This window comes from Nocardia arthritidis, from assembly GCF_011801145.1.
Taxonomy (GTDB): domain Bacteria; phylum Actinomycetota; class Actinomycetes; order Mycobacteriales; family Mycobacteriaceae; genus Nocardia; species Nocardia arthritidis_A.
In genome coordinates this window covers 2,244,252-2,268,694 of record NZ_CP046172.1, presented here as the reverse complement: position 1 = coordinate 2,268,694, position 24,443 = coordinate 2,244,252, and the positions used below count along the sequence as shown (strand labels likewise).

Annotated in this window: 22 protein-coding genes; 20 read left to right on the top strand and 2 right to left on the bottom strand. The window is 65.3% G+C overall.

Annotated features, from left to right (window positions below):
- The first annotated feature begins 1 nt into the window (after position 1).
- From F5544_RS10065 to F5544_RS10045, 5 genes are all read left to right on the top strand, one after another.
- On the top strand, positions 2 to 499 hold the full coding sequence (locus tag F5544_RS10065) for an SLOG family protein (RefSeq protein WP_203217516.1): 498 nt from the start codon (positions 2 to 4) through the stop codon (positions 497 to 499).
- A complete protein-coding gene (locus F5544_RS10060; protein ID WP_167472949.1) occupies positions 486 to 1,820 on the top strand; it encodes a hypothetical protein in 1,335 nt (444 codons plus the stop codon). Before F5544_RS10065 ends, F5544_RS10060 begins: the two co-directional genes overlap by 14 nt.
- On the top strand, positions 1,817 to 2,617 hold the full coding sequence (locus tag F5544_RS10055; RefSeq protein ID WP_167472948.1) for a hypothetical protein: 801 nt from the start codon (positions 1,817 to 1,819) through the stop codon (positions 2,615 to 2,617). Before F5544_RS10060 ends, F5544_RS10055 begins: the two co-directional genes overlap by 4 nt.
- A 293-nt stretch (positions 2,618 to 2,910) precedes the next feature.
- Positions 2,911 to 4,290, top strand: coding sequence for a DUF3560 domain-containing protein (locus F5544_RS10050; RefSeq protein ID WP_167472947.1), 1,380 nt, complete (start codon positions 2,911 to 2,913; stop codon positions 4,288 to 4,290).
- A gap of 131 nt (positions 4,291 to 4,421) precedes the next feature.
- Positions 4,422 to 5,201: a hypothetical protein gene (locus F5544_RS10045; protein ID WP_167472946.1), complete on the top strand. Its 780-nt coding sequence runs from the start codon at positions 4,422 to 4,424 to the stop codon at positions 5,199 to 5,201.
- Between the two features lie 133 nt (positions 5,202 to 5,334).
- Here F5544_RS10045 and F5544_RS10040 read toward each other — a convergent pair whose 3' ends face one another.
- The gene (locus F5544_RS10040) at positions 5,335 to 5,544 is read right to left on the bottom strand and encodes a hypothetical protein (RefSeq protein WP_167472945.1); all 210 of its coding nucleotides are present in this window, start codon (positions 5,542 to 5,544) and stop codon (positions 5,335 to 5,337) included.
- Between the two features lie 207 nt (positions 5,545 to 5,751).
- On the opposite strand from F5544_RS10040, the gene F5544_RS10035 reads away from it, so the two are divergent.
- The 13 genes from F5544_RS10035 to F5544_RS09975 all read left to right on the top strand — a co-directional run bounded on the left by F5544_RS10035 (position 5,752) and on the right by F5544_RS09975 (position 17,933).
- Positions 5,752 to 6,012 (top strand): hypothetical protein, encoded by a 261-nt coding sequence (locus F5544_RS10035; protein WP_167472944.1) that lies wholly within the window; start codon positions 5,752 to 5,754, stop codon positions 6,010 to 6,012.
- 214 nt (positions 6,013 to 6,226) lie between these two features.
- Positions 6,227 to 7,042, top strand: a complete 816-nt coding sequence (locus F5544_RS10030) for a hypothetical protein (RefSeq protein ID WP_167472943.1) — start codon at positions 6,227 to 6,229, stop codon at positions 7,040 to 7,042.
- Between the two features lie 127 nt (positions 7,043 to 7,169).
- Positions 7,170 to 7,781: a hypothetical protein gene (locus F5544_RS10025; RefSeq protein ID WP_167472942.1), complete on the top strand. Its 612-nt coding sequence runs from the start codon at positions 7,170 to 7,172 to the stop codon at positions 7,779 to 7,781.
- A complete protein-coding gene (locus F5544_RS10020) occupies positions 7,778 to 8,713 on the top strand; it encodes a bifunctional DNA primase/polymerase (protein ID WP_203217515.1) in 936 nt (311 codons plus the stop codon). The genes F5544_RS10025 and F5544_RS10020 overlap by 4 nt, the downstream gene beginning before the upstream one ends.
- A 158-nt stretch (positions 8,714 to 8,871) precedes the next feature.
- Entirely contained in the window at positions 8,872 to 9,144 is a 273-nt protein-coding gene (locus F5544_RS10015) for a hypothetical protein (protein ID WP_167472941.1), read from the top strand.
- Between the two features lie 446 nt (positions 9,145 to 9,590).
- Positions 9,591 to 11,444, top strand: coding sequence for a ParB/RepB/Spo0J family partition protein (locus tag F5544_RS10010; protein ID WP_167472940.1), 1,854 nt, complete (start codon positions 9,591 to 9,593; stop codon positions 11,442 to 11,444).
- 32 nt (positions 11,445 to 11,476) lie between these two features.
- Positions 11,477 to 12,775, top strand: a complete 1,299-nt coding sequence (locus F5544_RS10005; RefSeq protein ID WP_238847179.1) for a hypothetical protein — start codon at positions 11,477 to 11,479, stop codon at positions 12,773 to 12,775.
- 238 nt (positions 12,776 to 13,013) lie between these two features.
- Positions 13,014 to 13,448: a hypothetical protein gene (locus F5544_RS10000; protein ID WP_167472939.1), complete on the top strand. Its 435-nt coding sequence runs from the start codon at positions 13,014 to 13,016 to the stop codon at positions 13,446 to 13,448.
- A gap of 184 nt (positions 13,449 to 13,632) precedes the next feature.
- Positions 13,633 to 15,348 (top strand): DNA cytosine methyltransferase, encoded by a 1,716-nt coding sequence (locus F5544_RS09995; protein ID WP_167472938.1) that lies wholly within the window; start codon positions 13,633 to 13,635, stop codon positions 15,346 to 15,348.
- Between the two features lie 230 nt (positions 15,349 to 15,578).
- Positions 15,579 to 16,235, top strand: a complete 657-nt coding sequence (locus tag F5544_RS09990) for a hypothetical protein (protein WP_167472937.1) — start codon at positions 15,579 to 15,581, stop codon at positions 16,233 to 16,235.
- A 467-nt stretch (positions 16,236 to 16,702) separates the two neighbouring features.
- Positions 16,703 to 17,197: a single-stranded DNA-binding protein gene (gene ssb / locus F5544_RS09985; RefSeq protein WP_167472936.1), complete on the top strand. Its 495-nt coding sequence runs from the start codon at positions 16,703 to 16,705 to the stop codon at positions 17,195 to 17,197.
- A gap of 90 nt (positions 17,198 to 17,287) precedes the next feature.
- Positions 17,288 to 17,596 carry a hypothetical protein gene (locus F5544_RS09980; protein ID WP_167472935.1) on the top strand — a complete coding sequence of 103 codons (309 nt, stop codon included), beginning with the start codon at positions 17,288 to 17,290 and terminating at the stop codon, positions 17,594 to 17,596.
- 145 nt (positions 17,597 to 17,741) lie between these two features.
- Positions 17,742 to 17,933, top strand: a complete 192-nt coding sequence (locus F5544_RS09975; RefSeq protein WP_167472934.1) for a hypothetical protein — start codon at positions 17,742 to 17,744, stop codon at positions 17,931 to 17,933.
- A 242-nt stretch (positions 17,934 to 18,175) separates the two neighbouring features.
- Here F5544_RS09975 and F5544_RS09970 read toward each other — a convergent pair whose 3' ends face one another.
- Entirely contained in the window at positions 18,176 to 18,892 is a 717-nt protein-coding gene (locus tag F5544_RS09970; RefSeq protein WP_167472933.1) for a hypothetical protein, read from the bottom strand.
- Positions 18,893 to 19,129: 237 nt separating this feature from the next.
- Between F5544_RS09970 and mobF the strand changes: the two genes are divergently transcribed.
- Together mobF and F5544_RS09960 are read left to right on the top strand one after the other, a co-directional pair.
- Positions 19,130 to 23,788 (top strand): MobF family relaxase, encoded by a 4,659-nt coding sequence (gene mobF / locus F5544_RS09965; protein ID WP_167472932.1) that lies wholly within the window; start codon positions 19,130 to 19,132, stop codon positions 23,786 to 23,788.
- A 108-nt stretch (positions 23,789 to 23,896) separates the two neighbouring features.
- On the top strand, positions 23,897 to 24,196 hold the full coding sequence (locus F5544_RS09960) for a hypothetical protein (RefSeq protein WP_167472931.1): 300 nt from the start codon (positions 23,897 to 23,899) through the stop codon (positions 24,194 to 24,196).
- Positions 24,197 to 24,443: the final 247 nt, after the last annotated feature.

Genomic DNA, 24,443 nt, shown 5'->3' with positions numbered 1-24,443 from the left:
CGTGTCCACAGCAATGTTCAACCAGACAACCACCGACCGAGAGATCGTGCGCCTGGAATTGGCCGTCACTATCTCACCGACCCCACCGCAGCCGTCAGGTGCCTCGCTCGGCAGAGGCCGCCGCATTCTGATCACCGGCTCCCGTAGCTGGACCGACCGCGCCACCATCCGAGCGGCGCTGGCAGATGCGTGGTCTCCGGATGCCGTGCTCGTGTCGGGAGCATGCCCGCGTGGCGCCGACGCGCTCTGCGAAGCGTGTTGGCTGGCGTGGGGCGGGCGGGTCGAACGTCACCCGGCCGACTGGGACCGGCTGGGCCGCCGCGCCGGGTTCGTGCGTAACGCCCAGATGGTGAGTGCCGGCGCCGACTTGTGTCTGGCCTTCATCCGCAACAACTCGGCCGGTGCCAGCCACACCGCCCGGTTGGCTCAGCGGGCGGGTATTCCGACGCGGGTCTTCCGCGCCACCGACACGACCGTCGCCAACTGTGCCCGCAGCTGACACCCTCTTCGACCTGCCGACACCAGCCCAGGACCCCGTCCTGCCGATCTGCTGGTCGTATGGCATGGGCGCGGAAAGCACAGCCGGAGTCATGCGAACCCTGCTCGAACCGGGATTCGGTCCGCCGGAACTCCTGGACGATCTGTCCAATCTCATCGTCATGACCGCCCAGACCGGCGACGAATGGGCCTCCACCTGCGAGCTGGTAGAGCGGTTTGTGCTGCCGATCCTGACCGAACACCACGTCCGCATGGTCGAGGTCGCTCGTGCAGGGCCAGCCGTCGCCGACGGGATCGTCGTAATGCAGGACACCCGGGAACCAGTACATCTGCACTCCGACCCCGACATGCACGGGTTCTTAAGTCTCAGCCGGGAGAACCGCACCAACGGTGTCATGCCGCAACTCGGCGGCACCCGCAAGTGTTCGATCAAGGCCAAGGGATGGCCGTTGGACCAGTGGCGGGCCCGCGAACTCGGCACGACCCCCTACTTGCATGCAGTCGGCTACAACGTCGACGAGGGCAGCCGGATTCTGACCGACTCGGCCGTGCAATTCGGGGGTCGCCGCCGCCCGTTCTATCCGATCCACGAAATCGGCTGGACCAGACAGCAATGCCGACAATACCTCTACGACCTGTTCGGTGTGTGGTGGCCCAAATCCCTGTGCCGTCAATGCTGTTTCGTTTCGCGCGATGAATGGCCCGAGCAGCTCGCTCGCTTCAACGCCGCACCCGCCGAAGCTGTTCACCACCTGATCGACGAGTACATGGCCGTGGCCTTGAACCGCCATGCCGGGCTGTTCGGGCGGGCGGGCACGCTGGCAGCGCGCCTGCGACGCGATGACGCTGCGGCTGTGTTGGAGCTTCTCGAGCAGGAATTGGCGGCAATCGAATGGGCGCTGTATCGCGTTCGTCGCTGTTACTTCGCCCCGGCACAAGCGTGGCGATCGGTCGAGATCGCCCACCGAGGCAACCGCGACACCGAGCAGCAGCTCCTGCACCGCCTCGCCCTCGGCCTTGATCTGGAGCCCGTCACCGAGGCGGGTCACACCAGGCTGTGGCTGGCGCACCCCACCGGCGATCACTATCCGCATACCGAAACCTTCTACGTCGCTGCGCCTGCCGAAGTTCGTCCTAAACAACGCGCCGGCTTCGAACCGCGCTTCGCCGCCCACGCCGCCGACCAGCTCCGCGAACTCGACAGCGCCGCCGCCGACCTCCTCCACGCCCTGACCGACGCCACTTTCTCGCCACTCCCGTCGATCCAGTCCAGCCCGCGTCTACCGGATCTCCACACGACCAGAACCGAGGCGAGTACATGAGCGAGGACACCATGGACATCACCCCGCACCTCCCGCCGATCGTGCTCACCGACATCAGCCCGCAGGCCGACGGTCCCGCCTTCGAAGTCTGGACCACCGACTACATCACCAAGTTCGGCGTCGTCCATCAATGCGACGGGCTGTGGATCGCATCGGCCAATATCGAGTTCCCACAACCTTTCCGGGCCCGTGACGACGCCATCGCCATGCTGGTGTTGTTCCGGGGCAAATTTCCGACGCCGTCGAACCCCGATGAGGAAGAACTCGCAGACTTCGCCACAACTCGCAAGGGGTCCGTCGAGTTGCCGGCCCACAGCGACTCTGACGACTACGACCATCGCTCCCGCGTCGTGTTCACCGTCGACCACACCACACCAGCATATTTCGCGGTGGATGAGCATGCGCTCGCGAACTGGGTTGACGAACACCATGACGATCTCGACGCCTGCGTTCCCGATGACATGCACGAGGCGCCTGCCAGCGCTGTCTCGGATCTGGTCAGCGACGCTGTCGCCGCCAGAGTGCTCGTCGGCGATCCGGATCTCGAGCTTCAGGTGAACGGCGACGACGATTCCGATGGCTCCGGGTTCTACGTCATCCTCCACAACCGACACGGCCGCCAACGCATGGTCGGGCTAACCACCGGTTGGACCGAGTTCAGCTTCCCGGACAAGCACCTCCCGCTCATCGACAGGATCCGGGATTCCTTGGACCAGGTCCTCTCTACAGCGAACAGCCTGCTGATCCTGGTGGCCGCACAGTCCCGTCCGGAAACTCCTGCGCCCCAACGGCCGTAACCGGACTCTCCACTGAACGCCGCCCAATCTCCTCGATGACCTCGGAGGCCGCCGCCGACAGCGCCGTGACCAAACACCGACCAGCACAGCAGTGAAATTGCCGGGTCGTTGGCATCGACCCCGCTGACACCGACCGCGTGTCACATCGCGCCAGTCCGACCGCGACTCCGGCGCCCTCTGGTCCCGCGACCGGGACCGGGATCAGCGTGCCCGAGCATCGCCCGACGCCCCTCGCGTCCGGCGAATTCTCTCATTCCTCGACTGCTGCACCTTCATCAGAAGGACGTAATCGCATGAGTAGCATTACTATTCGCCACAATCGTCAACTCGGCACCCTCGTCCACGGAACCTACCGTGGCATGTCGGGGGTCGGGAAGGCGCTCACCGAGTGGCCCTGCAACTTCCGAGGGTCGGAGAACCTTCCCGAGGATGACGAGTTGGGTGATCCGTTCTGGTATCTGCCGCACTCGCGGCGCCACCGATCCGATACCTACAAGATCGACACTGCGGTCGCGCGCCTGCGCGAACTCGGTCACGAGGTCGAGATCGAAATCGACGACACGACACCGGCGGTCGACTTCGCCGGGTTCATGGAGGAAAAGTACGACCGGGCCGACGACCGCGCTGCCTACCAGCAATACATGGCGCGGCGCGAGTTCTGGACGTCGGACACCATCCGGGCGGCCAACCAGCGCACCTACGACATGCTCAACGGTCAGCCGATTCTCGTCGGTCATCATTCCGAAGATCGTCACCGTCGCTTGCTGGATCGGCTATGGCAGCGTGAGGGCAAGGCGTGGGCGCTCTACGACAAGGCCAAACATCGCATCGACCGTGCGGCGGCCGCAGCGAATTTCCGTTCCTACAAGGAGAACCCGGGCACCACGCAGCGCCGCATCCTCGGCATCGAGACCGAGCTTCGCCGGATTGGCCGCGCCCTCGAGGCCAACGGCGACCGGTGGTCGGATCATTCGCTGGCGATCACACGTGCCGAGATCGTGGAGAAGCTCGAGGAAATCGACTACTGGTGGCGGGTCCTCGACGAGGCGGGTGTCCGCGTTTGGGGTCCAGACGATTTCGCGGTCGGCGACTTCGTCTCCTGGAGCCGTGATCGCTGGCACGAGGTCGCTCGCGTCAACCCGAAGTCGGTCAGCGTGGCCGGTCTCTACGAAACCCTCGGCGGTCGAGTCCAAACCCTCACCGCGCTGACCCGCCGCAACGGTCGCCCGCAGCCGCTGTCCTACGACAAGGTGATCGGTCATCTCACCGCCGCGCAGGCCCGTGAGCATTTCCCCGAGCTTTTCGCGCTCCTCGATGTCGCGCCGGCCCGTCCGCGTCCGAACAAGAAGCGGGGCAGCGTCAAACTCGATCACCATCGCGCCGCCGAGGGGGAACGCTGGGAATGGCGCGTCGACGACGTCGAGTACCACGCGTTCTGGCGTCATCCGCAGAACTGGTGGCGCGGCGAGAACGAGCCGGTGACCGAGCCGGGCGTCATCCACATCACGGCGTATCGAGTCGGCAAAACACCCACTTTCGTCGCCCGCGGCGAACCTGTCGAGGTCGCGGTCGCCGACGTTGCGATCGAGGGTGACATCGCGTGGGTCGAAGAGGTCCACAACCAACTGCGCGACCACGTCCAAACCCATTACGCCGGCCGGGCCGCTGCCTGACGCGGTGGATTCGAGCGGTCTCTGGCACCGCCCGACCTCCCTGCGGATGCACCCACGGCACCACGCTCCAACCTGTACGCATCCCCAATTGTGTTGCGCCCCAAGCCCTCCAGATCACCAGAGGAGTTGTCATGTCCAAACCCGTCAAAGAAGTTCGGCGTGCGTTGACCGACACCGAAATCAGCGCCCTCACCGACAGCATCGCCAACGCGACATCGATGTCGGAACTGGTCGATGCCGCGGTCCGCGGCCTGTTCGACACGCTACTGGCCGACCACGGCCGCCGGTTCGGTGACTTCGACCGCGATAACCCGCTCGATCCGCAACGCTTCGCGATCCCCGCCACCCAGTGGCAGGCGCTCGCCGGTGCGGTCACCTCCCGCGCCGACCAATGGGGCGCCGCCACCACGATCGGAATGGAGTTGGTCAATATCTGGCCGAGTACCTTCGAAGACCCGGCCGTCCCCGAACCCCCACTGACCGTCGTCGACCGTCGCCCCCACCAGTTCGATATCCACATCACCCGCGATGCCGCGGACGAGATCGCCAAGTGTGAAGCCCACCTGGCGTCGCTAGCCGACTATTACGGCCCCACATCGGCGCACTGCCTCGACGCAATACGCAGCTGGCACAGCCTGGTGGTCCGATTGTTCACCACCCGCCGCGGCGCCGACACCACAGTGACCCGTGACGGTCGTTTCTCGCTGCTGATCAGCTGCGATCACCTGATCTACGCCGTGGTATTCCACGGATGGCGCCGCCAGTGCACCGACCCTGCCTGCCACGCGACCGCGTCCGATGACGGATCCTGGCGCAAGCCGTACGAGAGCGCGCCCTTGCTCGCCCACGCGCACACACCAAACTATCCGTTCGACGCACCCCAGCCCGGCGATTGGTCCTTCCATTCCTAGATCGCCGATGACGAACCCATCGACGGCGCACTCCGGCGTTCCCTGCCGGAGAACCCGGCCGCTGGTGATCATCTCCCACGGTGAATTCGAGCATGAGCCCCCGCCGACATCGCCAACAGGCTTGATCGGAGATTCAATCCTCGCTGATCAGAACCTCTTCCACACCCCGCACGCACACCGGCATTGAACGCGCGTGAAACACCGGCCGGCAGAAAGGCATCGGCGCATGCGCACCATCGGATACTGCGAGCACTGCCGCAAGGTCAAAATCGTGACCATCTCCGCGAACAACCTGATACGCAACCGCCTGATCGGCCTGTGTGACGACTGCGCCGATAACCATCCGCCACCGACCGGCCGCGTACCACGTGACCGCAGCGACTCCATACTGTCCCCGACCACTCGGCGCGATAACGCTGCACGGCACAACGACGCTACAACATCGCCACACCGAGTTGCGCTACCTTCGCGCCCCGACCAGGATCCCGAAGATCCACCGCCGCAACCAGATCCACATCCACACCCTCAGCTGACCGACCGGGCACTTCCCGTGAGCGACTCACCGGACCACTCGACCCGATCCGACACCGACCCATCGCTGGACTTGCCGGTCGAGGTCCACTGCGATACCTGCGGCAAGGTCGAAACCTTCCTGGTCAATCGCGCCAGGTTCACCGCATGGTACGAGCGCCGGATGCGGATCCAGGACGCGCTCGCACACCTGTCGATCCCCGACCGTGAGTTCGTCAAGTCCCGCATCTGTCCTGCCTGCTGGACCGACATGTTCGGCCCCAGCCCTTTCCGCGCCTGACTCCGGCCGTCGCCCTTGATGTAGGCGGGTTCGCCCGTGTGGTGGGCGCTTGTAATGCTGCCGACGGCGGTCGGTCGTGTGTCAAGCCTGCGGGAAAAGCGCCCGCAGGCTTGACACCCTTCCCGACGCCGTGGCGAGGGGGATGCGCCCACCACACGGGCCGGGCCCCGCCGTTACAGGTGCTCGCACTGCCCCTTCGTCACAGGAGTGAGCCATGAAACTTCTCTACACCGCGACGTGGACCGACCACGCCGAGCACGCACTCGCCTCCGCGATGGGGGCGTTCACGACGTGGGTCACCGCCGAGGCATCGGTCAACCCTTTCATCACAGCACACCAACAGTTTTCGCGCGCCGACCACAACGAGTACTCGGCGTCCCTGGTCGAGCTGCGTCACGGGAACAGTGTTCGACGGACACGGCTGTCCGCTGTGCAAGACCGCCGCCTGTCCGGCACATTCTCGACCACCATCAGCGTCGAGGTACGGGGTGAGGGCCGATCCTGCGCCGCTCCATCGATCGTGATGACGCTGCTCGATCACGGCCTGCAGCCGGGCGTAGGCGAGGACCTGCTGACCACGACACCCCGCTACATTGCCGGATCGGCAGCCGCCGGTGAGCAGCTGGCCGAGCAGGTATCGGCGTTCGAGCGTCGCGTGCCGATCGTGGTGCTAATGCATGTGCCCGACCTGTTCACCCGCCTGCGGCGTAGTGCGTCAGGCTTCGACACGATCGCGAAAAGGACCGCTGCGGCGGTCGCAGGCGTGGCCAATGTGGTGGTCGTCGACCCCGGCAGCGTCGCGGGGTTCAACGACGCGCTCGGCCCCGACCATGCCGTCGCTCCTGGGCACTTGCGGATCTTTCGGCCGGGCGTGGATCCGGCGGTCGACGGCGAGCACGCCAATCATCCGCGGCTTGCGCCGGGCCGCTGGTACGCCGACGAGTATCTGGCACCCCGCTACGTAGCTCGCCGCACGCTCACCCCGCACACCGCCGTGCCGTGGCGCCGCCGCGTGCCCGAACTGGTCTGAGGTTCCGCGACCAACCCGATCAGTGCCCGGTTCCGGCGGGCCGCACGACGAGCAGCGGCCCGCCGGAACCTTCAGTTGGGCACCGCTGGGATGGCGAACGCCCTGCTCGTAGGAAAGGAGAAATCTTATGCCGGGAGCACGTAAGCGCCGTGCCGACCGAATCGCCGCAGTGATTCCGCTCGTGAACGACCTTCAAACCCACAGCCGCGAATGCGACAACATCTGGTGGGCACGCCGAAGCGATCGGCAGGACTGGATCTGGCTGACCACGCCCTTGTCGGTCAACGCCCGCGGCGACACCGCGATTCAGGAATCCAATTACGAACTAGCGCAACAATATATCGACGCTGTCTCACCGTTCGGCACCGACTATCGCATCGATCTGTGGCCGGGTGGACAGATCCACACCCTGACCGTCCTCGCCGACGACGCCGCCGCGTTGCGTGAGCTCGACCGCATCATCGCCGCGTTGCAGGACTGCCCGATCCTCGACGAGCAGGACGTCGCGGCCCGGGAATGGGTCCATAATCATCCTGACGGCGGCGAACGCGCTTGCTACGCCGAACCCGGCTGTAGCTGCGTCTACCGCACACATCGCCACCATGTGGAAGTTACGGCCGACGGCACCGCCTATCCCGAATGTGCGGTATGCGGGAGTGACGTCGAGGACTGGGAACCCGGCCGATACGACCCCACCGATCCGCCGGACGATCGCCAGCCGACGGACCCCCGATCATGACCGTCGAACAGTGGGCGGACGCGGTCGCCGTGCAATTGGCCCGCATCGCCCCGGGTGCCCCCTTCAGTGAACGGGTCGCGCCGATGATGCACATGGCGCTGGCCGCAGCGGCAGCCGGGAACTATGTGTTTCCGTTGCGTCCAGGCGATAAGCGCCCGGCCATCAAAGACTGGCAGGACGCGGCCACCCGAGACCACGCCGACATCCGCCGATTCTGGCGCACGGTGCCGTTCAACATCGGCATCGCCTGCGGTCCCAGCCGACTGCTGGTCCTCGACCTCGACGCGGGTGCCGACGTCGACCCGCCTCCGCAATGGTCCGGTGCCGTCGACGGACGCGATGTGCTGACACGCCTGGCCGAGGCAGCGGGCAGGCCGGTTCCCTCGCAGACTCTTACCGTTCGCACCCCCGCCGGATGGCATCTCTACTTCCGGCCGCCACCGCGCGCCGATCTCGGCAACAGCACCGCCAGGTTGGGATGGCGTGTGGATACCCGTGGCGTCGGCGGCTATGTCGTCGCGCCCGGGTCTCGCCGATCCGGCGACGTGTATCGGATCGTTCGCCGCACACCGGTCGCGGATCTGCCCGACTGGCTGGCCGACGCACTCACGCCGCTGCCGAGACCGCCGCGACATCCCTTGGTATTACCCGACTATCGCGCCCACGCCTACATCTCGAAAGTTCTCCGAAGCGAGGTGGACGCGGTCACCTCCGCATCCACCGGCCAACGCCATCTGACACTGCTGAGTGCCGCAGGGGCTCTGGGACGGCTCGTCGGCGGCGGAGAACTCGATGAATACGAGGCGCGCGCGATCCTGCACGAGGCCGCCCGCCACCACATCGGGTACGACGGATTCACCGAAGCCGAGGCCGCACGGACCATCGACGACGGGCTCGCCTACGGGGCACTCCGCCCACGCCGTATCAGCTGAGCCTCGTCCGTCACGCAAGTCCCGCCCTTTCGGCCGACGAACCGCCGCATCGTTTCACAACTTGAGAACCGGCGTATCGAATTTGCGGCGCTGCCCGGCGGCTCGACACCCCCGCTCGTCTCCGCCATCCATCCGTCACGACCGCAGCAGGGTCAGTTATGACAGTCACCTACACCATCACCGAGGGTTCTCCTGGAATCCCGGATATTCATCGGCTCGGTCTCGCGCGCATTCAGGTCTTCGACGCCCAACCCGAATACGGCGATCGCACTGACATGTACGTCTTCGAGTTCGCCGGGGTCTGTGTTCACATCCGTCGGCGCGGCTCGGACACGTTCGTTCACGTCGAGGACGACGGCATCCCGGCCAGTGCGTTGCCGCTGGTCGTGTCCGTCAACAACGGCCCCGACACGCACTACGGCGACTCCTGACCCAGCCTCGTAGCAGTCGGACACGATTCTCACTGCCTTTCGCTCACGACGCTGCGGCACACCGGCAGGTCGGTCACACCCTTCACCCACCCGCAGCCACAGCACGTGCGCCTATTCCCATCGAGGGCTGATATGGCATCCGACCAGCGACGCGTGTGCCGCCATTGTGGCGATGACATCTGGCTCGACCAAAACCCAGACAGCTGGCTCGCGGGACCGTTCGCCTCCGCGGAGTGCAACTTCCATCTTGTTCGGTGTCTCAACTGCGACGGCGAAAAAGGTCACCTGGCCTGCCTGCGTTGTGTGGGCGAGGGCTACGAGACCGGCTTCCACGAACCGTAGGCCCCCGCATCCGCGCGCCTGCGCACAGCAATACACAACTGCAACGCCCGGCTGAATCCGCGCGTCGATCCCCGGCAACCTTTGAAACATCAAGGGAGACAACCATGTCGATAGACATCGCCGAATCCGCACCAGTCTCCGAATCCACTGACGCTCTCGAACAACTCCTGGTCCAGCCACCGTCGCTGGACCCCCGCATCCTGGTGGTGGACGACAACGTCCGTCGAACGTTCGACGACACCTTCGAATCCGATCCCGAGCTAGTCGAACTTCTGGCCGCAGTTCGCGAACAGGGCGTCTCCATTCCGATCATCGCCGAACTCACTCCCGAGGGCAGTATCAGCGTCGTCGATGGCCAATTGCGTGTACTGGCTGCGCGCAAGGCGGGTCTGGAGGCTATACCAGGTTGGGTTCGCCGCGCCCCCGACCTCGATGACAAAACCCGGGCGCTTACGCGGATCACCAAGCAACTCGGCACCTACCGCCGTGTCGCCTTGCCGAAGAGCGACCACGCTGCGGCGGTGGCGCTGATGCTGGATCTGGGCATGCCGGTCACCAAGGTGTCCAAGGCGACTCAGATGAAGAAGGACGTCGTAAAAACCACGGCCCTGATCGGTAAATCGCCGACGGCCCGACGGTTGCTCGACGAAGGCTCATTGGACCTCGCCCAGCTCGAGGTGATCGCGGAATTCGAGAATGCCGGTGACACCGAGGCCGTAGCGCGCTTGGAACAGACCGACGCCCGCGATTTCAACTGGACCGCGCAGTTGTTGCGCGACGAGCGTGACCAGGCTCTCGCCCACCAGGCTGAGGCATTCGGCTACACCGAACAGGGTTATCGCGTCCTGCGCGAGGACGATTTCTCGCAGGCAGCCGACAGCTACGTGCCGATCGACGACGTTCGCACCCTCGACGGCCTGCAAGTCACCCCCGCCGCCACCCGGCAACACGCCGCGTTATGGGCGGTCTACCTCGAACACCTCGACGACGAACTCGACATCACCGACGCTGAGACCGGCGTACCGGTCGATCCTGACACCGTGGACTGGGACACCGAGGAAGACCGCACCGCCCAGGCCGCCGATGGACTGCGCCACGCCGACACCATCAAGCTGTCACCGTGGCGGCCGTGGTGGTACATCCGGCCCGACGACATGACCACCGCTGGCGTCATGCCCGCGCCCCTGGACGATGACATCGAGCTCTCCGGGCCCGACCCAGAACCTCCGACCGGAGACGACAACCCAGATGACCACTCCGAGGCTGTCGAAGCGGCTGCCTCCGCCACGGCACCCGTGACCTCCGGCGTCAACGCCGTCGACGATCCTGCTGACGACACCGCCAAGACAGAGGATCCGCACGAAGCTCAGTCTCGCGCGGCGGCTCGTATCGAGGCCGAGCGTCTGGCCGCCGAACAGACCGCGAGGGTAGAGGCTGCCCGTGCGGAGGCGACGCGGTTGGCGGCCGAGCGCCGTGAAGCCGAGCGGCAGGCAGCCGCGCGGATCGAGAGGCTCTGCGACCAGGCCAAGGCGGTCAATGCCGCCCGGCGCGATTGGCTGGTCGAGCACATCGTGCCGCGCAAGACCCTCACCAAGGACGAGGCCCAGTTCGTCGCCGCGTCGCTGCTGCGTGATCCGGAGCTGTTGAGCCGGTTCGGTGCCGCTGACATGGCGCTGCGGCTGCTGGGATTCGCCAACACCGAAGACGCTGCCGCGTCGTTGCCCGAGGCGACCCGGGGCCGGGCCGACGTCTATGTCTACGTCCTTGTTCTCGCAGGCTATGAACGGCTGATCACCAAGGATCTGTGGCGGATGCGTGAGGTCGCGTCCGGGCGGGATAACCACGAGAACGTGGCGTTCTATCTACGCTTTCTCGCCGCGCGCGGCTACCCGCTGGTCGCCATCGAACTTGCCGGACTCGGCGAGCTCGATCCGGACTCCATCGAGACCGACCTCTAAAAGCACCCCGCTATCAACACTCCGTTGATCCCGTGTTCGCCGGTGTGCCCGCCTGGTCACACCGGCGAACCGCCCTTTCCGCCTTTCCCGATTGGAGATGGTTTCTCGTGTCCGTACTTACCGGCGTCCGCAACGCCGCTCTCGACGACATGGTCGCGCTGCTGCAAACCCAGCAGACCGCCAAACTCGACGTTGTCGCCCCCGTCACCGCGTTGACCTGCCGTGACGGATTCATCGAACTGACCGGAGCCGATCCTGTCATCGACGAGGCCGGTGTCACCCCGGTCGACGGCCGGTACCTGCCGACCGCCTCCGCCGACGGCGACATCGCCGAGAAACTCGATATATCTCGCCGGTACCTGCGCCAGCTGCGCGACACCGGCCGCTTGGACCTGTTCGATGTGAATGTCAACGGCAAAATCCACGGCCGTGTCCCCGGCTCCGACAGCCGTCACGAATCCGACCAGCGGAAATTCCTCCTGCGGACATTCCGCGGTGATCCCGGCGGACCGGGGGTGCTGCGGGCAGTGTTATCGGACCGCTTCGGTATCTGCGACAACTTCGATGTGCTGACTGCCGTACTCGACGGCATCAACCAGGCAGGCACCCCGGTCACCATCCGCTCCTGCGACCTGACCGACTCCTCCATGCACGTCAAGGTCTATTCACCCGCCGTCGCCCAGTTGGCTCCGGCCTTGCTCGCTAACTACCGCAACCCGTTCGCCACGCCACAACTCGCGAGCGACCGCACCAGTGTCACCACTCCACCCGGCCTACCCACGCCCGCCGCCCCGCTGCCCAGGGATCCCGGCCTGCCGGTGATGTTCGCCGGCTTCCGCTTCTCCAACTCCGAGACTGGCCATGGCGCTGTCGTGCTGAAACCTGAACTCTACGTACAGGTTTGCGGTAATGGGCTAACGCTGCCGATGCTGGCCGTCCGCGACGTCCATCTCGGAAGCCGACTCAAGGCCGGTGCCGTTGCCTGGTCCCAGGACACCTATGACAAACAGTTGGCCGTCGTGACGGCCAAAACCCGCGATACGGTCCGACATTGGCTCTCGCCGGAGTTCCTCGCCGAACAGATCGAGCTTCTGGATACCACCGCGACGACTCCGGTGACCGAACCGGACAAGACGATCACCGTCATCGCCAAACAAATGCGTTTCTCCGAAGCGGAACGCTCCGGAATTCTCAGCCATTTTATTGCGGGTGGACAGCTCAACGCCGCTGGGATCGCCAACGCAATTACCAGCTTCTCCCAAACACTGGCCGATCCCACCCGGGCTGACGCCCTCGACGACCTGGCCGTCGAAGCCATGGCGTTGGCATGACACAGTCGACGATCAAAGGAGCTGAATATTTCCGTTCATCTTGAAATATATTCCGCCGCAGATGAGGGAGATCACTGCTTGCATGTGATCGACTACGGAGATGGTGGTCGGCGTTTTCCGCTGAACGCCGACACGACGGCGATTACATGGCCGCCGACCTTTCTGCCGATCAAATCGGCGAATTGATCTCCGTCCTCGTGGCGTGGAGGAGCACAACACACTGAAAGGCGCCTGAGCGATGAACGATGCCGCAACGATCGTGCTGATAACCATTCCAGCCCTCCTCTGCGTTCTCGCTATCTTCCAATTCACGTTCACCGTGCGCCGAGCCAAGCAACTCCGTCGCTCGCTCCATCCTCATAATCCGACCGAAGCGGTCGAATATTTCACGTCCCGGTACCCCGAACAGTTCCGAACGGTCGGGCGTTACGCCGTCACCGGCACATGCGAGTGTGTCTATCTCGGAGCGGACACTTACGCATTCTGGGCACGCCTACCCAACGGGTATGACGTCGCGGCGTCCAACAACGAGATGGACGGAGTACTCGGAGGCTCGGACCGCTTCACCGTGTGCGTATACCTCGATGGCGGATTCATCGCCAACCTCGTGGATGGCACGCTCGACGAGCAATTGCGGCGAGCATCCGGCGGCGCATTTAACACCGAGAATTGATCCCACCGTCCCGGCAGACCACAACGGGTCACCTTCTGTCTGCATAGCTTATTCCCGACAATCAAGTCGCACACCGAGTCGATGACCACGAGTCCGCCGACCGGCTTCGGCCGGTCGGCGCGCTTCTGCGTCTTTACGGTGCGGGTCACCTGTCGCCTTCCTTGCATTCCGAAGAGGTGCAACCATGCTTGAGTTAATGGATTGGTTCTGTGGCGCCGGCGGCTCCAGCCAAGGCGCTCATGCTGTTCCGGGTGTTCGAGTTGCTCGCGCCGCGAATCATTGGGATCTGGCAATTGAGTCCCATTCCAGAAATTTTCCAGCTACCGACCATTATCTCGGTGACATCCGCACCGCGCCGGTGCACCGGTGGCCGGTCGCCGACCTTCTGTGGGCGTCTCCGGAGTGCCCGCAATGGTCCTCCGCGCGCGGTGCACGCCGCGACTTTCACAACACCCTGCAAGTCGACCTGCTCGAGCTCCCCCGCGACGAGGCCGCCGAACGCTCCCGCGCCCTCATGGAAGAGGTCCCTCAGTACCTGCGCGGTGTCATCGACCGCGGCGGCAGAGTCCGCGCAGGAATAGTGGAGAACGTCATCGAGGTCCGTGCGTGGGACCAATGGACTCGCTGGGTCACCGAAATCCGAGCCCTGGGCTACAAAACCAAGCTCATCGCGATGAATTCCATGCACGCCCAGCCGGTCCTCACGCCACCGGCACCGCAAAGCCGTGACCGCCTATATCTTGCCTATTGGGATACCACATTGGGCCGTGAACCCGACTGGGACAAGTGGTTACGCCCTTTGGCGTACTGCACTGGCTGCGACGAATGGGTGCAGGCACTCCAGGTGTTCAAACAACCGAACGCCGATATGGGCCGATACCGGCAACAGTATCTCTACCGCTGCCCACATGTTCGGTGTCGCAACACCATCCTGGAACCGCCCGCGCTCCCGGCGGCAGCGGCGATCGATTGGAGCCTGGAAGGAACTCGCATCGGTGATCGGGCGAAACCCTTGGCGGACAAGACGATGGAACGGATCCAGGTCGGATTGCGCCGTTACGCCACGGTGATGCCGATGATGGTTCCCGCAGGCGGAACCTGGCGTGATCAGGCGATGCCGATCACCTCCCCGATGAGCGCGCGCACCACCAGGGAGAACGACGGGCTCGCGGTGCCGGCCCCGTTCCTGGCGCTGCTGCGCTCGGATCGCCCCCGCACCATCGGTCTGGACGAGCCGCTGGCCACCGTCGTCGCCGACGGATCCAACCATGCGTTGGTCGTGCCGCCGCTGCTGGTGCCGACCGAAGGCCGCGACGGCAAGGACGCCGTGCCCGCGACATTCCCGATGCGCACGCAGACCACCCGCGCGGAAACCGCCGTCGCGTTCTGGCCGTTCATCGCCGAACTCCGCGGCGGATCCTCCGATGCGCGACCGGTCACTGAGGCGCTGGCCACCATCACCGCCAGCGGCAACCATCACGGCCTCGTCACCCCCGCCGTCAATGCCTTCGGCACCCAGTGGGATTCGATGCTCCTGCCGTACTACGGCCGCTGCGCCGCCAGGCCGATCACCGACCCGATGTGCACGGTACCCACCCGCGGTCATTTCGCTCTTGTCGACAGCGTCGCCGAACTCGACATCGCCGATGTCCGTTTCCGCATGTTGGAGCCCCAGGAAATAAGCAGCGCCATGGCATTCGGCTCCAGCTATGTGGTCCTGGGCACCAAACGCGAGCGCGTGCGGCAGCTCGGTAACGCCGTCACCCCTCCGGTGGCCGAGATCCTCATCTCTGCCCTCGTCGAAGCAGTCACCGGCGAAGAACTCGACCGCTGGCCCTCCGCCCCGACTCCCCACGACCGCACAGCGGCACCGACCCGCTCCCAACCGCTGGCGGCGTAGGACCGGCCTGCGACGACCTTCTCATCACCAGCGGATGTCGCCCATCACCAGCAGCGCGTTTCCCTTCCGAGCCAGCTCAAACGCCTACCGGCATCTAGTCAGGAAGTCCCCACCATCTGACGTGGAGAAACCTGCTTGTGGTCCTCATGCGCCCCATCGAACAGCGATCGGACAGGAGCCATAGGCCCGCCCTTCACTTCCCGCACCCGCACTCCCGAGGGGAGAAGGCGTTGTCCTCCACCAATTTCGACGCCCTCATCGCCCAAGCACAGTTGCGCTACGCACCGGAGTTGATCGCTCTAGCCGAGCTCGGCTACTACGCCGAGATCCGCGTCGTAGGCCACGTGAACATTTACCTTCCCGTCGGCGAAACCCACGGTATTCCGCTCGAGATGCTCGTGTGCAACGGCGACGGCCTGGTGCTCGACGACGACATGGCCGCCAACACTGATTGGTGCGCCGCCGTCTACTCCCGTCTCGATGGCACCCCGCTCGAGATCTTCTGCTACGGCTACACCGCCGTGGCCGCCGTGCAAGCCGCCGCCGCGCTACTGGACACTCCGATCCGGGTCGCTGTCCTGTCTCCTGACCGGCGCTGGCACTTCGCGCTGCTGCCCACCGCTGCGCTCGGTGACCCTGACGCCGAGGCGACCCTGCTCGCGCCGCTCGCCAGCGACGGGCTGATCCCGACAAACGTCATCGTGCTCGATGAGGACGTACCCGGCTGGCCCCAAGGGTGCTCGACGCATTCGCGCTGCTATCCCATCGAGCGGATGGCGGCGGTCGCCTCGCACCGCGATTGCGCACACGACCACCTCGCGGATTGGACCGCACGCGGGCTCGTCGGCAACTGGTGGTCCTCCCTTGCAGGTGAGAGCCGACCATGATGCCCGGAGCCAGTCGCAAACCCAGCACCACGCCGCTCGCTACCACTGGCGGCGTAGACCGGCCTACACGACGATCTGCTCATCGCACGCCACGGCGGCCTTCATCAGCAGCACCCCATCGTTCCGAATCACACTCAACGTTCACCGGGTGCCTTCTGAGGCGATTCCCAGCATCCGACCTCGTTGGAAAGCCTTGCGGGCGTTGTCGGGTCGGTGCATGGAGGTCCGATGGGTCGACGGCATCGGTGACAGGGGCTGTCGATCTACCCCAAGGGGATCAGGCCGTGGCAAGGGCGTCAAGCCTGTGGAAAAGCGCCCCAGGCTTGACGCCCTTGCCGCAGCCCGATGGCGGAGCCATAGATCGACAGCCCCACGGCACCGATCCAGCTCTTCTCACTTTCGAGCTGGCGGGGGGCCGGGGTGGGTCGGTCGTCCTATCAATTCAATTTCACCCAAGGAGACTCACCATGTTCGGAGCAATTACTCCCACCGTCATCGGCAACCTGACCGCCGACCCGGAACTGTTCTTCAGCAAAAAGGGCGAAGCAGGCGTTCACTTCACCGTCGCGTGCAACGACCGCTACTACGACAAGGACGCCGAACGGTACAAGGACCTGCCCGTGGTGTTCATGCGCTGCACCGCGTGGGGTCCGCTGGCCGAACACATCTCCGACAGCCTCACCCGCGGCATGACTGTCATCGCGTACGGGCGGTTGAAGCAGTCCAGCTACACCGTTAAGGACACGGGCGAGAAGCGCACCGTCATGGAGATGACCGTCGATGTCCTCGGACCGTCGTTGCAGTACGCGACGGCGGTGGTCACCAAGGCGTCGCGCGCCGCCACCGTGATCGGCGAACCGATCGACGACCCTTGGGGCGCTGCTGCCGACCAGACCCCGGTCTCGGTCGGCGCGGGCGAACAGTCGGCCCCCGAGAGCGACGACGACAAGCCGCCGTTCTGACCCTCATCTCCCATCGTCTGTCCCGGTCCCGTATCGCGGGACCGGGACAGACGGTCTTGTTTCCATTCCCCCGTCCTGAAAGGCAAAACGATGACTGTTGTAACTGCGACCGCCCACATCGACGGGTGGGTCGGTGACCTCACCTACGACCCGGACCAGTGGGAACGCATGGAGGGTTCCTGGGCCACTCGCTACCCCACGATCGACCGGCGCGCGCATCAGCTGATGGAAGAAATCGCCCGCAGCACCTCGGCTCACGATCACGCCGCGGCCCACGGCCGTCTAGACCGTTACGTCGCGGGATTGGCTGATCGTGGTGTCCGTGTCGCTGCTGCCGATTTCCGGCGGGCTCAATTCGAGCACTATCACCGTCGACCGGTAACCCCGCTGCCCGACTGAGTCGGGTGCACACACGGATGCGTGCGCCATGTCCGAGCCACTCCTACGAGCTGACCTGGAGGCCGAGAATTCTCGGCTACGCGCTCTGGTCGCCCAACTCTCGGACCGCTGTCGCGCTCTCGAGACAGTCGTCCACGATCTGACCGTGACCGTGGACGACTGTCTCGACCGCGAGTCCGAACAGCTCAACGACGTGCGCCGCGAGCGACTGGCCACCACCAGCATGCCGCGCGTCGCACCCCGCCCCGGCAGCTCCTACGAATGGAGCCTGCCGAATACACAACCCTCGCCCCGCAACGGCGACGTCGCCACCTCCAGCGAGCAGCACGGTGTCTGACCGCGGCCAACCGCCGCACCCCGGCGCGGATTGCGAGGGCCGTGTCGACACTCGACTCACCCGCCTGCCCAAGCAGGTGCGCGGTGACCCGCCGACACGGCCCCCGGAGTCCACGCCGAGCCACAGCGACGCTCGCGATCCATCACATTCCCGTCGGCCCCGTCCGCACAAAGAGAGGCTCAGCCATGGCACTGATCTGGTTGACTGTCATCGCCGTTTCAGGCTTTCTGATCTTCTGGTCCCTATTTCCCACCCTCGCCCGGATCGCCGGAATCCTCTTGATGCTCGACTCCGTCCTCACGCTGATCCTGCTTCCCAACCGTGCGCCCGCCGCGCATGCCGGCTGGCTGCTGACTGGAATCGCTCTGTGGCTGACTGGGCACTTCGTCTTCGCCGTCAAGCACGGCGCCTGGCGTTCGCGCCTCGCCGCGCGGATCGTCCACGCTTCGGTCCTGCGGCGGTTGCTTCCCTCCAAGCTCCGGTAATCCCGCCACGTCGTCTCTCCCCGACACCAATGGTTTCTGGTTGTCATCGCGCGCCGGGCTTGGACGCGCTCGCCCCGACTTCCCTGTCGACACTGCGTTTCGGCTGCTGCCGAGCAGCTTGCGCACTTCGCCGACCGGCATCTCGGCCCACGTGCCGAGGTCGGCGTCGCTCACGCCTCGTTGTTTCATCCGACGCAGCGCGTCGCTCTGCTGCGGCAGCGCAGCGGCTACCACCTTCTCGTAGGCGTCTTTCGCTTCCGCTACGGCTATCTCGTATCGACTCGTCGCGGCGGCGATGGCGGCGTCGCGACGCCGGGCTGCCCGCCTCTGGGCGTCGCAGTGGCGGCGGAACAGATACAGATCGTCACCGTTGGCCTTTGCGATCTCGAGCTGATGCCGCACCGCCTGCGCGGTGATGCGGCGCGCAATCGTCCGTCCTGACGTCGAACGCTTGGGTGGCTGCTGGCTGTCCATGTCGTCCTTCGCTTCCCGGTGTTCTCGGCCCGCCGGTCGCCCCGGTTTCGGGTCCGGCCGGACGTGGTCGTTCTCATTCTGTTTCCCCAGAATTTCAATGTAGCTCTCCCAACACCCCCTTCTGAACACCATTCTTGCTCGCGCCATTACATCCCATTACATCCCATATGGGCTTTCTTTTTAAACGCGTCACACCCCTTGCATCGCGATGCGACTTGGGGGACTTTCGAATAGGTGATGACACTTCACCGACTGCATTCCGGTGACGGCTACGAGTACTTGACCCAGCAGGTCGCTACGGGCGACCGTACGCGGGATCGAACTCGTGACCTCACCGATTACTACACCGCGTACGGGTGCCCACCGGGCCAGTGGTTCGGGCGCGGCGCAGCCGCGCTGGGTTTATCGGGCGAGGTGACCGAACAGCAGATGCAATTGTTGTTCGGCGAGGGAATGCACCCGGACGCGAATCGCATCATCACGGAGGCATTGGCCGACGGAAAGTCGATAGCCGACGCGATCGCCGACGCCAGTTTGGGTACGAATTTCTATCAATTCTCCTCTTCAACGCCGATATCGGAATTGCTGGATCGGATGGTGGTCGCGTTCACCGAGAAGAACGAGCGGCGACCGACCTACGACGAGCGGATGATGCTGCGCACCGAGGCCACCCGCACGCACCTGACCGCCGAACTCGGCACCGACCCGTCAACCGAGGCCATCGAGGACGCGCTCGCCCAGGAGCAAGTGAAGTCGCGTAAGGCCGTCGCCGGCTTCGACTGCGTCTTCACCCCGCAAAAATCGATCGCGATCCTGTGGGGCTTGGCCGACGACGAGGTGCGCCGCGTCATTTGGGAATGCCACGAGGAAGCGATGCGCGAGACCCTGGAGTGGGCCGAGCAGCGGTACGCGGTCACGCGCCGTGGCCACAACGGCGTTCGGCAGATCGACGCGAACGGGTTCGCTGTCGCATTGTTCCGTCACTACGACTCGCGCACGGGTGACCCGTTACCGCACACGCACGCGACCATCTCTACCAAGGTCCAGGGCAGCGACGGCAAATGGTCCTCGCTGGACGCCCGGCCTCTCTACGGCGGCGCGGTGGCGTTATCATGCCGCTACAACGCGATGATCGTCGGCAAGCTGTGGCGCCGTCTGGGGTTGCGGTTCCAGGAACGCTCCCGTGGCCGCGGCAAGCAACCGGTGCTCGAGATCGTCGGCATCTCCGATGCAATGATCGAGTTCTTCTCCCAGCGCCGCACCGCGATCATCGCCCGCACCGAACAACTCCTCGCCGCGTACCGGCGAGCACACGGCCACAATCCCGACAAGCGCGCCCAGGCCAAGTTGGCGCAACAGGCGACGCTGGAAACCCGGGACGCCAAAGCCGAACCACACAGCCTGCGCGACATGATGGCCGGTTGGGATCGCCGGGTCCGCGGTTTCCTCGGCGACGGCCGCGACGCACGACGGTTCGTCACCGATCTCCTCGAACAACACCGGCTCAATGAGCATCCGGCCACGTTCGACGCCCGCCGAGTCGCTATCGCCGCGGGCGTGGCCGTCGGCGGCGCATCCGTAGTTGCGCGATCCGACGACACACACCTGGCCGCCGCGATCGAGCGCGCCGTGGACGAATGCATCGCGCTGCGCATCGGCGACCGCGCCCCGGCCATCGCGCAGGTTCGGGAACTGCTGCTGTCACGCGACGATGACGAGTTGCTCGCCGACATCGACGACGCATTCACCGCCACCCAACGCAGAACATACGACCCGAAACGAATCGCCGAAGAAGTCACGGCCACGATCGCGCGACGTCGGGCGACCTGGACCGAGGCCAACATCTATTCCGCCGCCGACGAACGCGTCGGTCTGTGTGATTTCGACAGCGACATCGCGCAACGCGCCGCCGTCGAGGAAATCGTGCAGACCGTACGTGACGGACACAGCATCCAATTGACCGTCGACCCGGACCCGGTGCCCGCGGCCATCGCGCGGCGCAACGGGGAAAGCGAATTCACCGTCACCGGAGCGATCCGCTACACCAGCGAAGAAGTCCTCGCCGCCGAACGCCGTCTGCTGGACGCGGCCAACACCGCCACCGAGTATTACCTGTCCCACGCCGCGGTCGACGAGGCCATCGCCGAAGTCGAACGGTCCCAACCTCGGCGGCGTCGCCGGCTCAACGCCGCGCAGCGCGCGATCGCGCATCATCTCTGCACGTCAGGGATGGCGTTGACCGCCGCCATCGGCCCCGCCGGCAGCGGCAAGACCACCGCGATGAAGGTCGTCTCCCGCGCGTGGCAAGCCAGCGGAAGGTCCGTGCTGGCGCTGGGTCCGTCGAAGAACGCGGCCCGTGAACTCGGCAACAGCATCGGCGTGCGCGGCTCCACCGTCGCCCGGATCCTGACCTTGGCCAAGTACAGGTTGCCCACCGGCATCACCCCGGGCGCGATGCTGCTTGTGGACGAAGCCGCGATGGCGGCCACCCACGACCTCGACCAGCTGCAACGCCTCGCCCACCAGCACGGCGCGGTCGTGCGATGGGTCGGCGACCCGCACCAGCTGTCGGCCGTCGAGTCCGGTGGCGCACTGCGTCTCGTTGCCGCCGACACCCGCGCACCGACGCTGATGACGATCGTCCGATTCAAGTCCGCTGCTGAGGCCGCGGCCACATTGGCGGTCCGTGCCGGCGACACGGAAGCGGCGTGGGAGTTCTACAGCGATGCCGGACGGGTCACCTCCGGGATGGTCGACGAGCTGCGTGAGCGCATCCTGACCGATCATCTCGCCGACATCGCCGCTGGCAAATCCTCGTTGATGCTCGCCGCCACGCTCGATGACGTGGCCGCCTTGAACCTCGCCGCCCAAGCGGCGCACACCATGTCCGGACGTGTCGACATAACGCGCGGCTCGGTGCGGATGTCCGACAGCGCTGCCGGTTATGTCGGCGACGTCGTCGTGACTCGTCTCAACGACAACCGGTTGCGGATCACCGGCGGCAAACGCCGCGGCAGCGGTATCGACAACGGCGACCTGTGGCGCATCCGGAAGGTGCACGGCGACGGGTCGATCACCGTTCTCGGTGTCAATCACCGCGGCAGTGTCCGTCTAACGGCGGACTACACAGCCGCCAACGTCGAGCTCGGCTACGCGTCCACCGTGCATCGCAGCCAAGGCAGCACCGTCGACCGGTGTCGCCTGTTGATCAACGCCACCCTCGGGCGTGCCCTTGCCTACGTCGGGCTCACCCGCGGCGCGGAATCCAACCACATCTACCAGGCAATCGACGCCCTCGACCCAACCTGCGAGCAGCAGCCCGAAGACCCGATCACCGGACAACAAATGTTCGCGAAGGTCCTGGCTCGCGAGGACGACAATCTCACCGCCACCGAAACCATGCGACTCGAACAAGACCGCATCGACGACCCGGCGCGGCTGCGCGGCATCTACGACCACATCACCCAGCTACTCGCCGACGCACGCAGCCGTCGGCTGCTCGACCGGGCGCTGCCTGTCGTGCTCTATCGCGACGCCGAGACCTCCGACCGATTCCAAACCCTGCTCGACACGATCGCGCTCGCCGATCAGCATCGACTCGACAGCCGTGCCCTCGTCGCCGACATCACCACCAACAACGGCCAGGACCTCGGCGACAGCCTGGCCACCGCCCGCGATGTGGCAGCCGTGCTGTGTGCTCGCGCCGACGACTGGATCGCGCAGCACCTCACCCCCGCGACCGCAGCTGTGTCCACCTCGACGGACACGTTGACCGCGGACACCTCCGACGACCCGACGCTGTTTGCTGCCGCTGCGGCCATCAATCGCCGCGAAGTGCTGGCGCAATCCGGTCGGTTCAGGGCGCTGCGTGACGCTCCCGTGACCGGCTGCCCACCCGTACCCAGCCGTCATCCCGGCGTCGACACCGAACTCGCCGATCTGGCCGACGAACTCCGACGCCGCCTCACCGGCAGCCCCGGACCGGCTGCGACAGTGGGTACCCCCGACGCTCCCGATCCCGAGTCCGATCGGGACAACTTCACCCGGCGGATGCGCATCCAGCGTCTCAACCGGCTGCGCCGCGACCATGAGCACTACATCAAGCAGCTGTCCGACGAGCGCGGACGGTACCTGCTATACCGGGCCCTGCCTGTGGTGGTGTACCGGGAAGCCGCCTGCTCCCGGCATTTCGCCGCCTTGCTAGACGCGATCACTCGCGCAGAGGCCACCGGCCTGAACAGCAACACGTTGATCGGTTCGATCACCACCGACGACTTCACCGACTTCGGTACCGCCCTGTTGGGGACCCGCGACCCCGCCTCTCTGTTGGCTGACCGCGCTCAACGATGGGTCGCCCGCGAAACAGCAAACCGACGCACAGACGCAGCCATCGCGACCGGCGCGGTGAAACTTGAGACATTGGCGCTCACCGACGACGCGTCCACTACCACCGAACTTATCTCAGCAGTCGGAGCGGCAAACTGGCTCACCGAGCACGCCGCGCTCATCCCGTCTGGGACGCCACCCCCGACCCTGAGCCCTCCACCCCCCTCGTTCCCGGGCATCGACCAACGTCTCGTGGATTTCGCCGCCGAGCTTCGAAAGCGTATCGCTGACGAGGAACACAGGCTCCGCGATAGCGACCGCGCTGCGGTTCTCGCCCGACTCGGTGCTCCTACCGCCAGTCAGCCGGTCGCGGATCCTCCAGATCCCTACGTCGACAAGCCCTCGCCATCACCCGATATCGTCTGTACTCCGACGTTGACGCGTCGCGACGACGCGTCGACTGACCCAGGATCGGCGTCGGATGACGCCGCGCAGGACGTTCAGCGACGTCGGAGACTCCCACGGCGACAGCGATCGCTGCCGGTTCGACGTCGTCGTCGACGGTTGTAGCTCATCATCGTCGCGTGGAGGTCCCATTCGGCCTCTTGATGCCGATCGGTCTCCGGCGGACAATTCCGGTAGCCACAGGCTCGCTCAACATCGAGAAGGGCATCGATCATGGGGCAGACGGGGCTGAGCGTGATCATTGCACTGGTACTTCTGCTGGCCTGGGCACTCTATCCCGGCCTCGCGCGATTCCTCGCCATACTGCTCGTGATCGACTCCCTCGCATCAGTCTTGCTATTTCCGTACAAGGCACCGTCGGCCCATCTCGGCTGGCTTGTGTTCGGCGTCGCACTGTGGCTTGCCAGCCATTGGCGGTTGGCCGCCCGAGACCACTGCTGGCGGTCCGCCCTCGCGAAACATGCCTATCGACTGCCGATGCTGCGCCGTCTCCGCCCGCGCGCCGTGCGTTGACACCACGGCTCGTGAACCGTCGCAACGGAACCGACACGCGCTCCTCGACGCCTGCACCGACCTCATCATCGCCTACAGCGTCATCATTCAGCGAAGGGGCGTCAGCCCGGCGAAGACCGCCATCCTGGGGCACTTCGTCAGGCGAGTCTGGCACGGTCCAACACGGGCGCCTGAACTGCGGGTGCTTGACGTAGCGGATCGGTTGCACGCTGAAGTCAGCTCACAATCTCTGTAGCGGTTGGGTAGC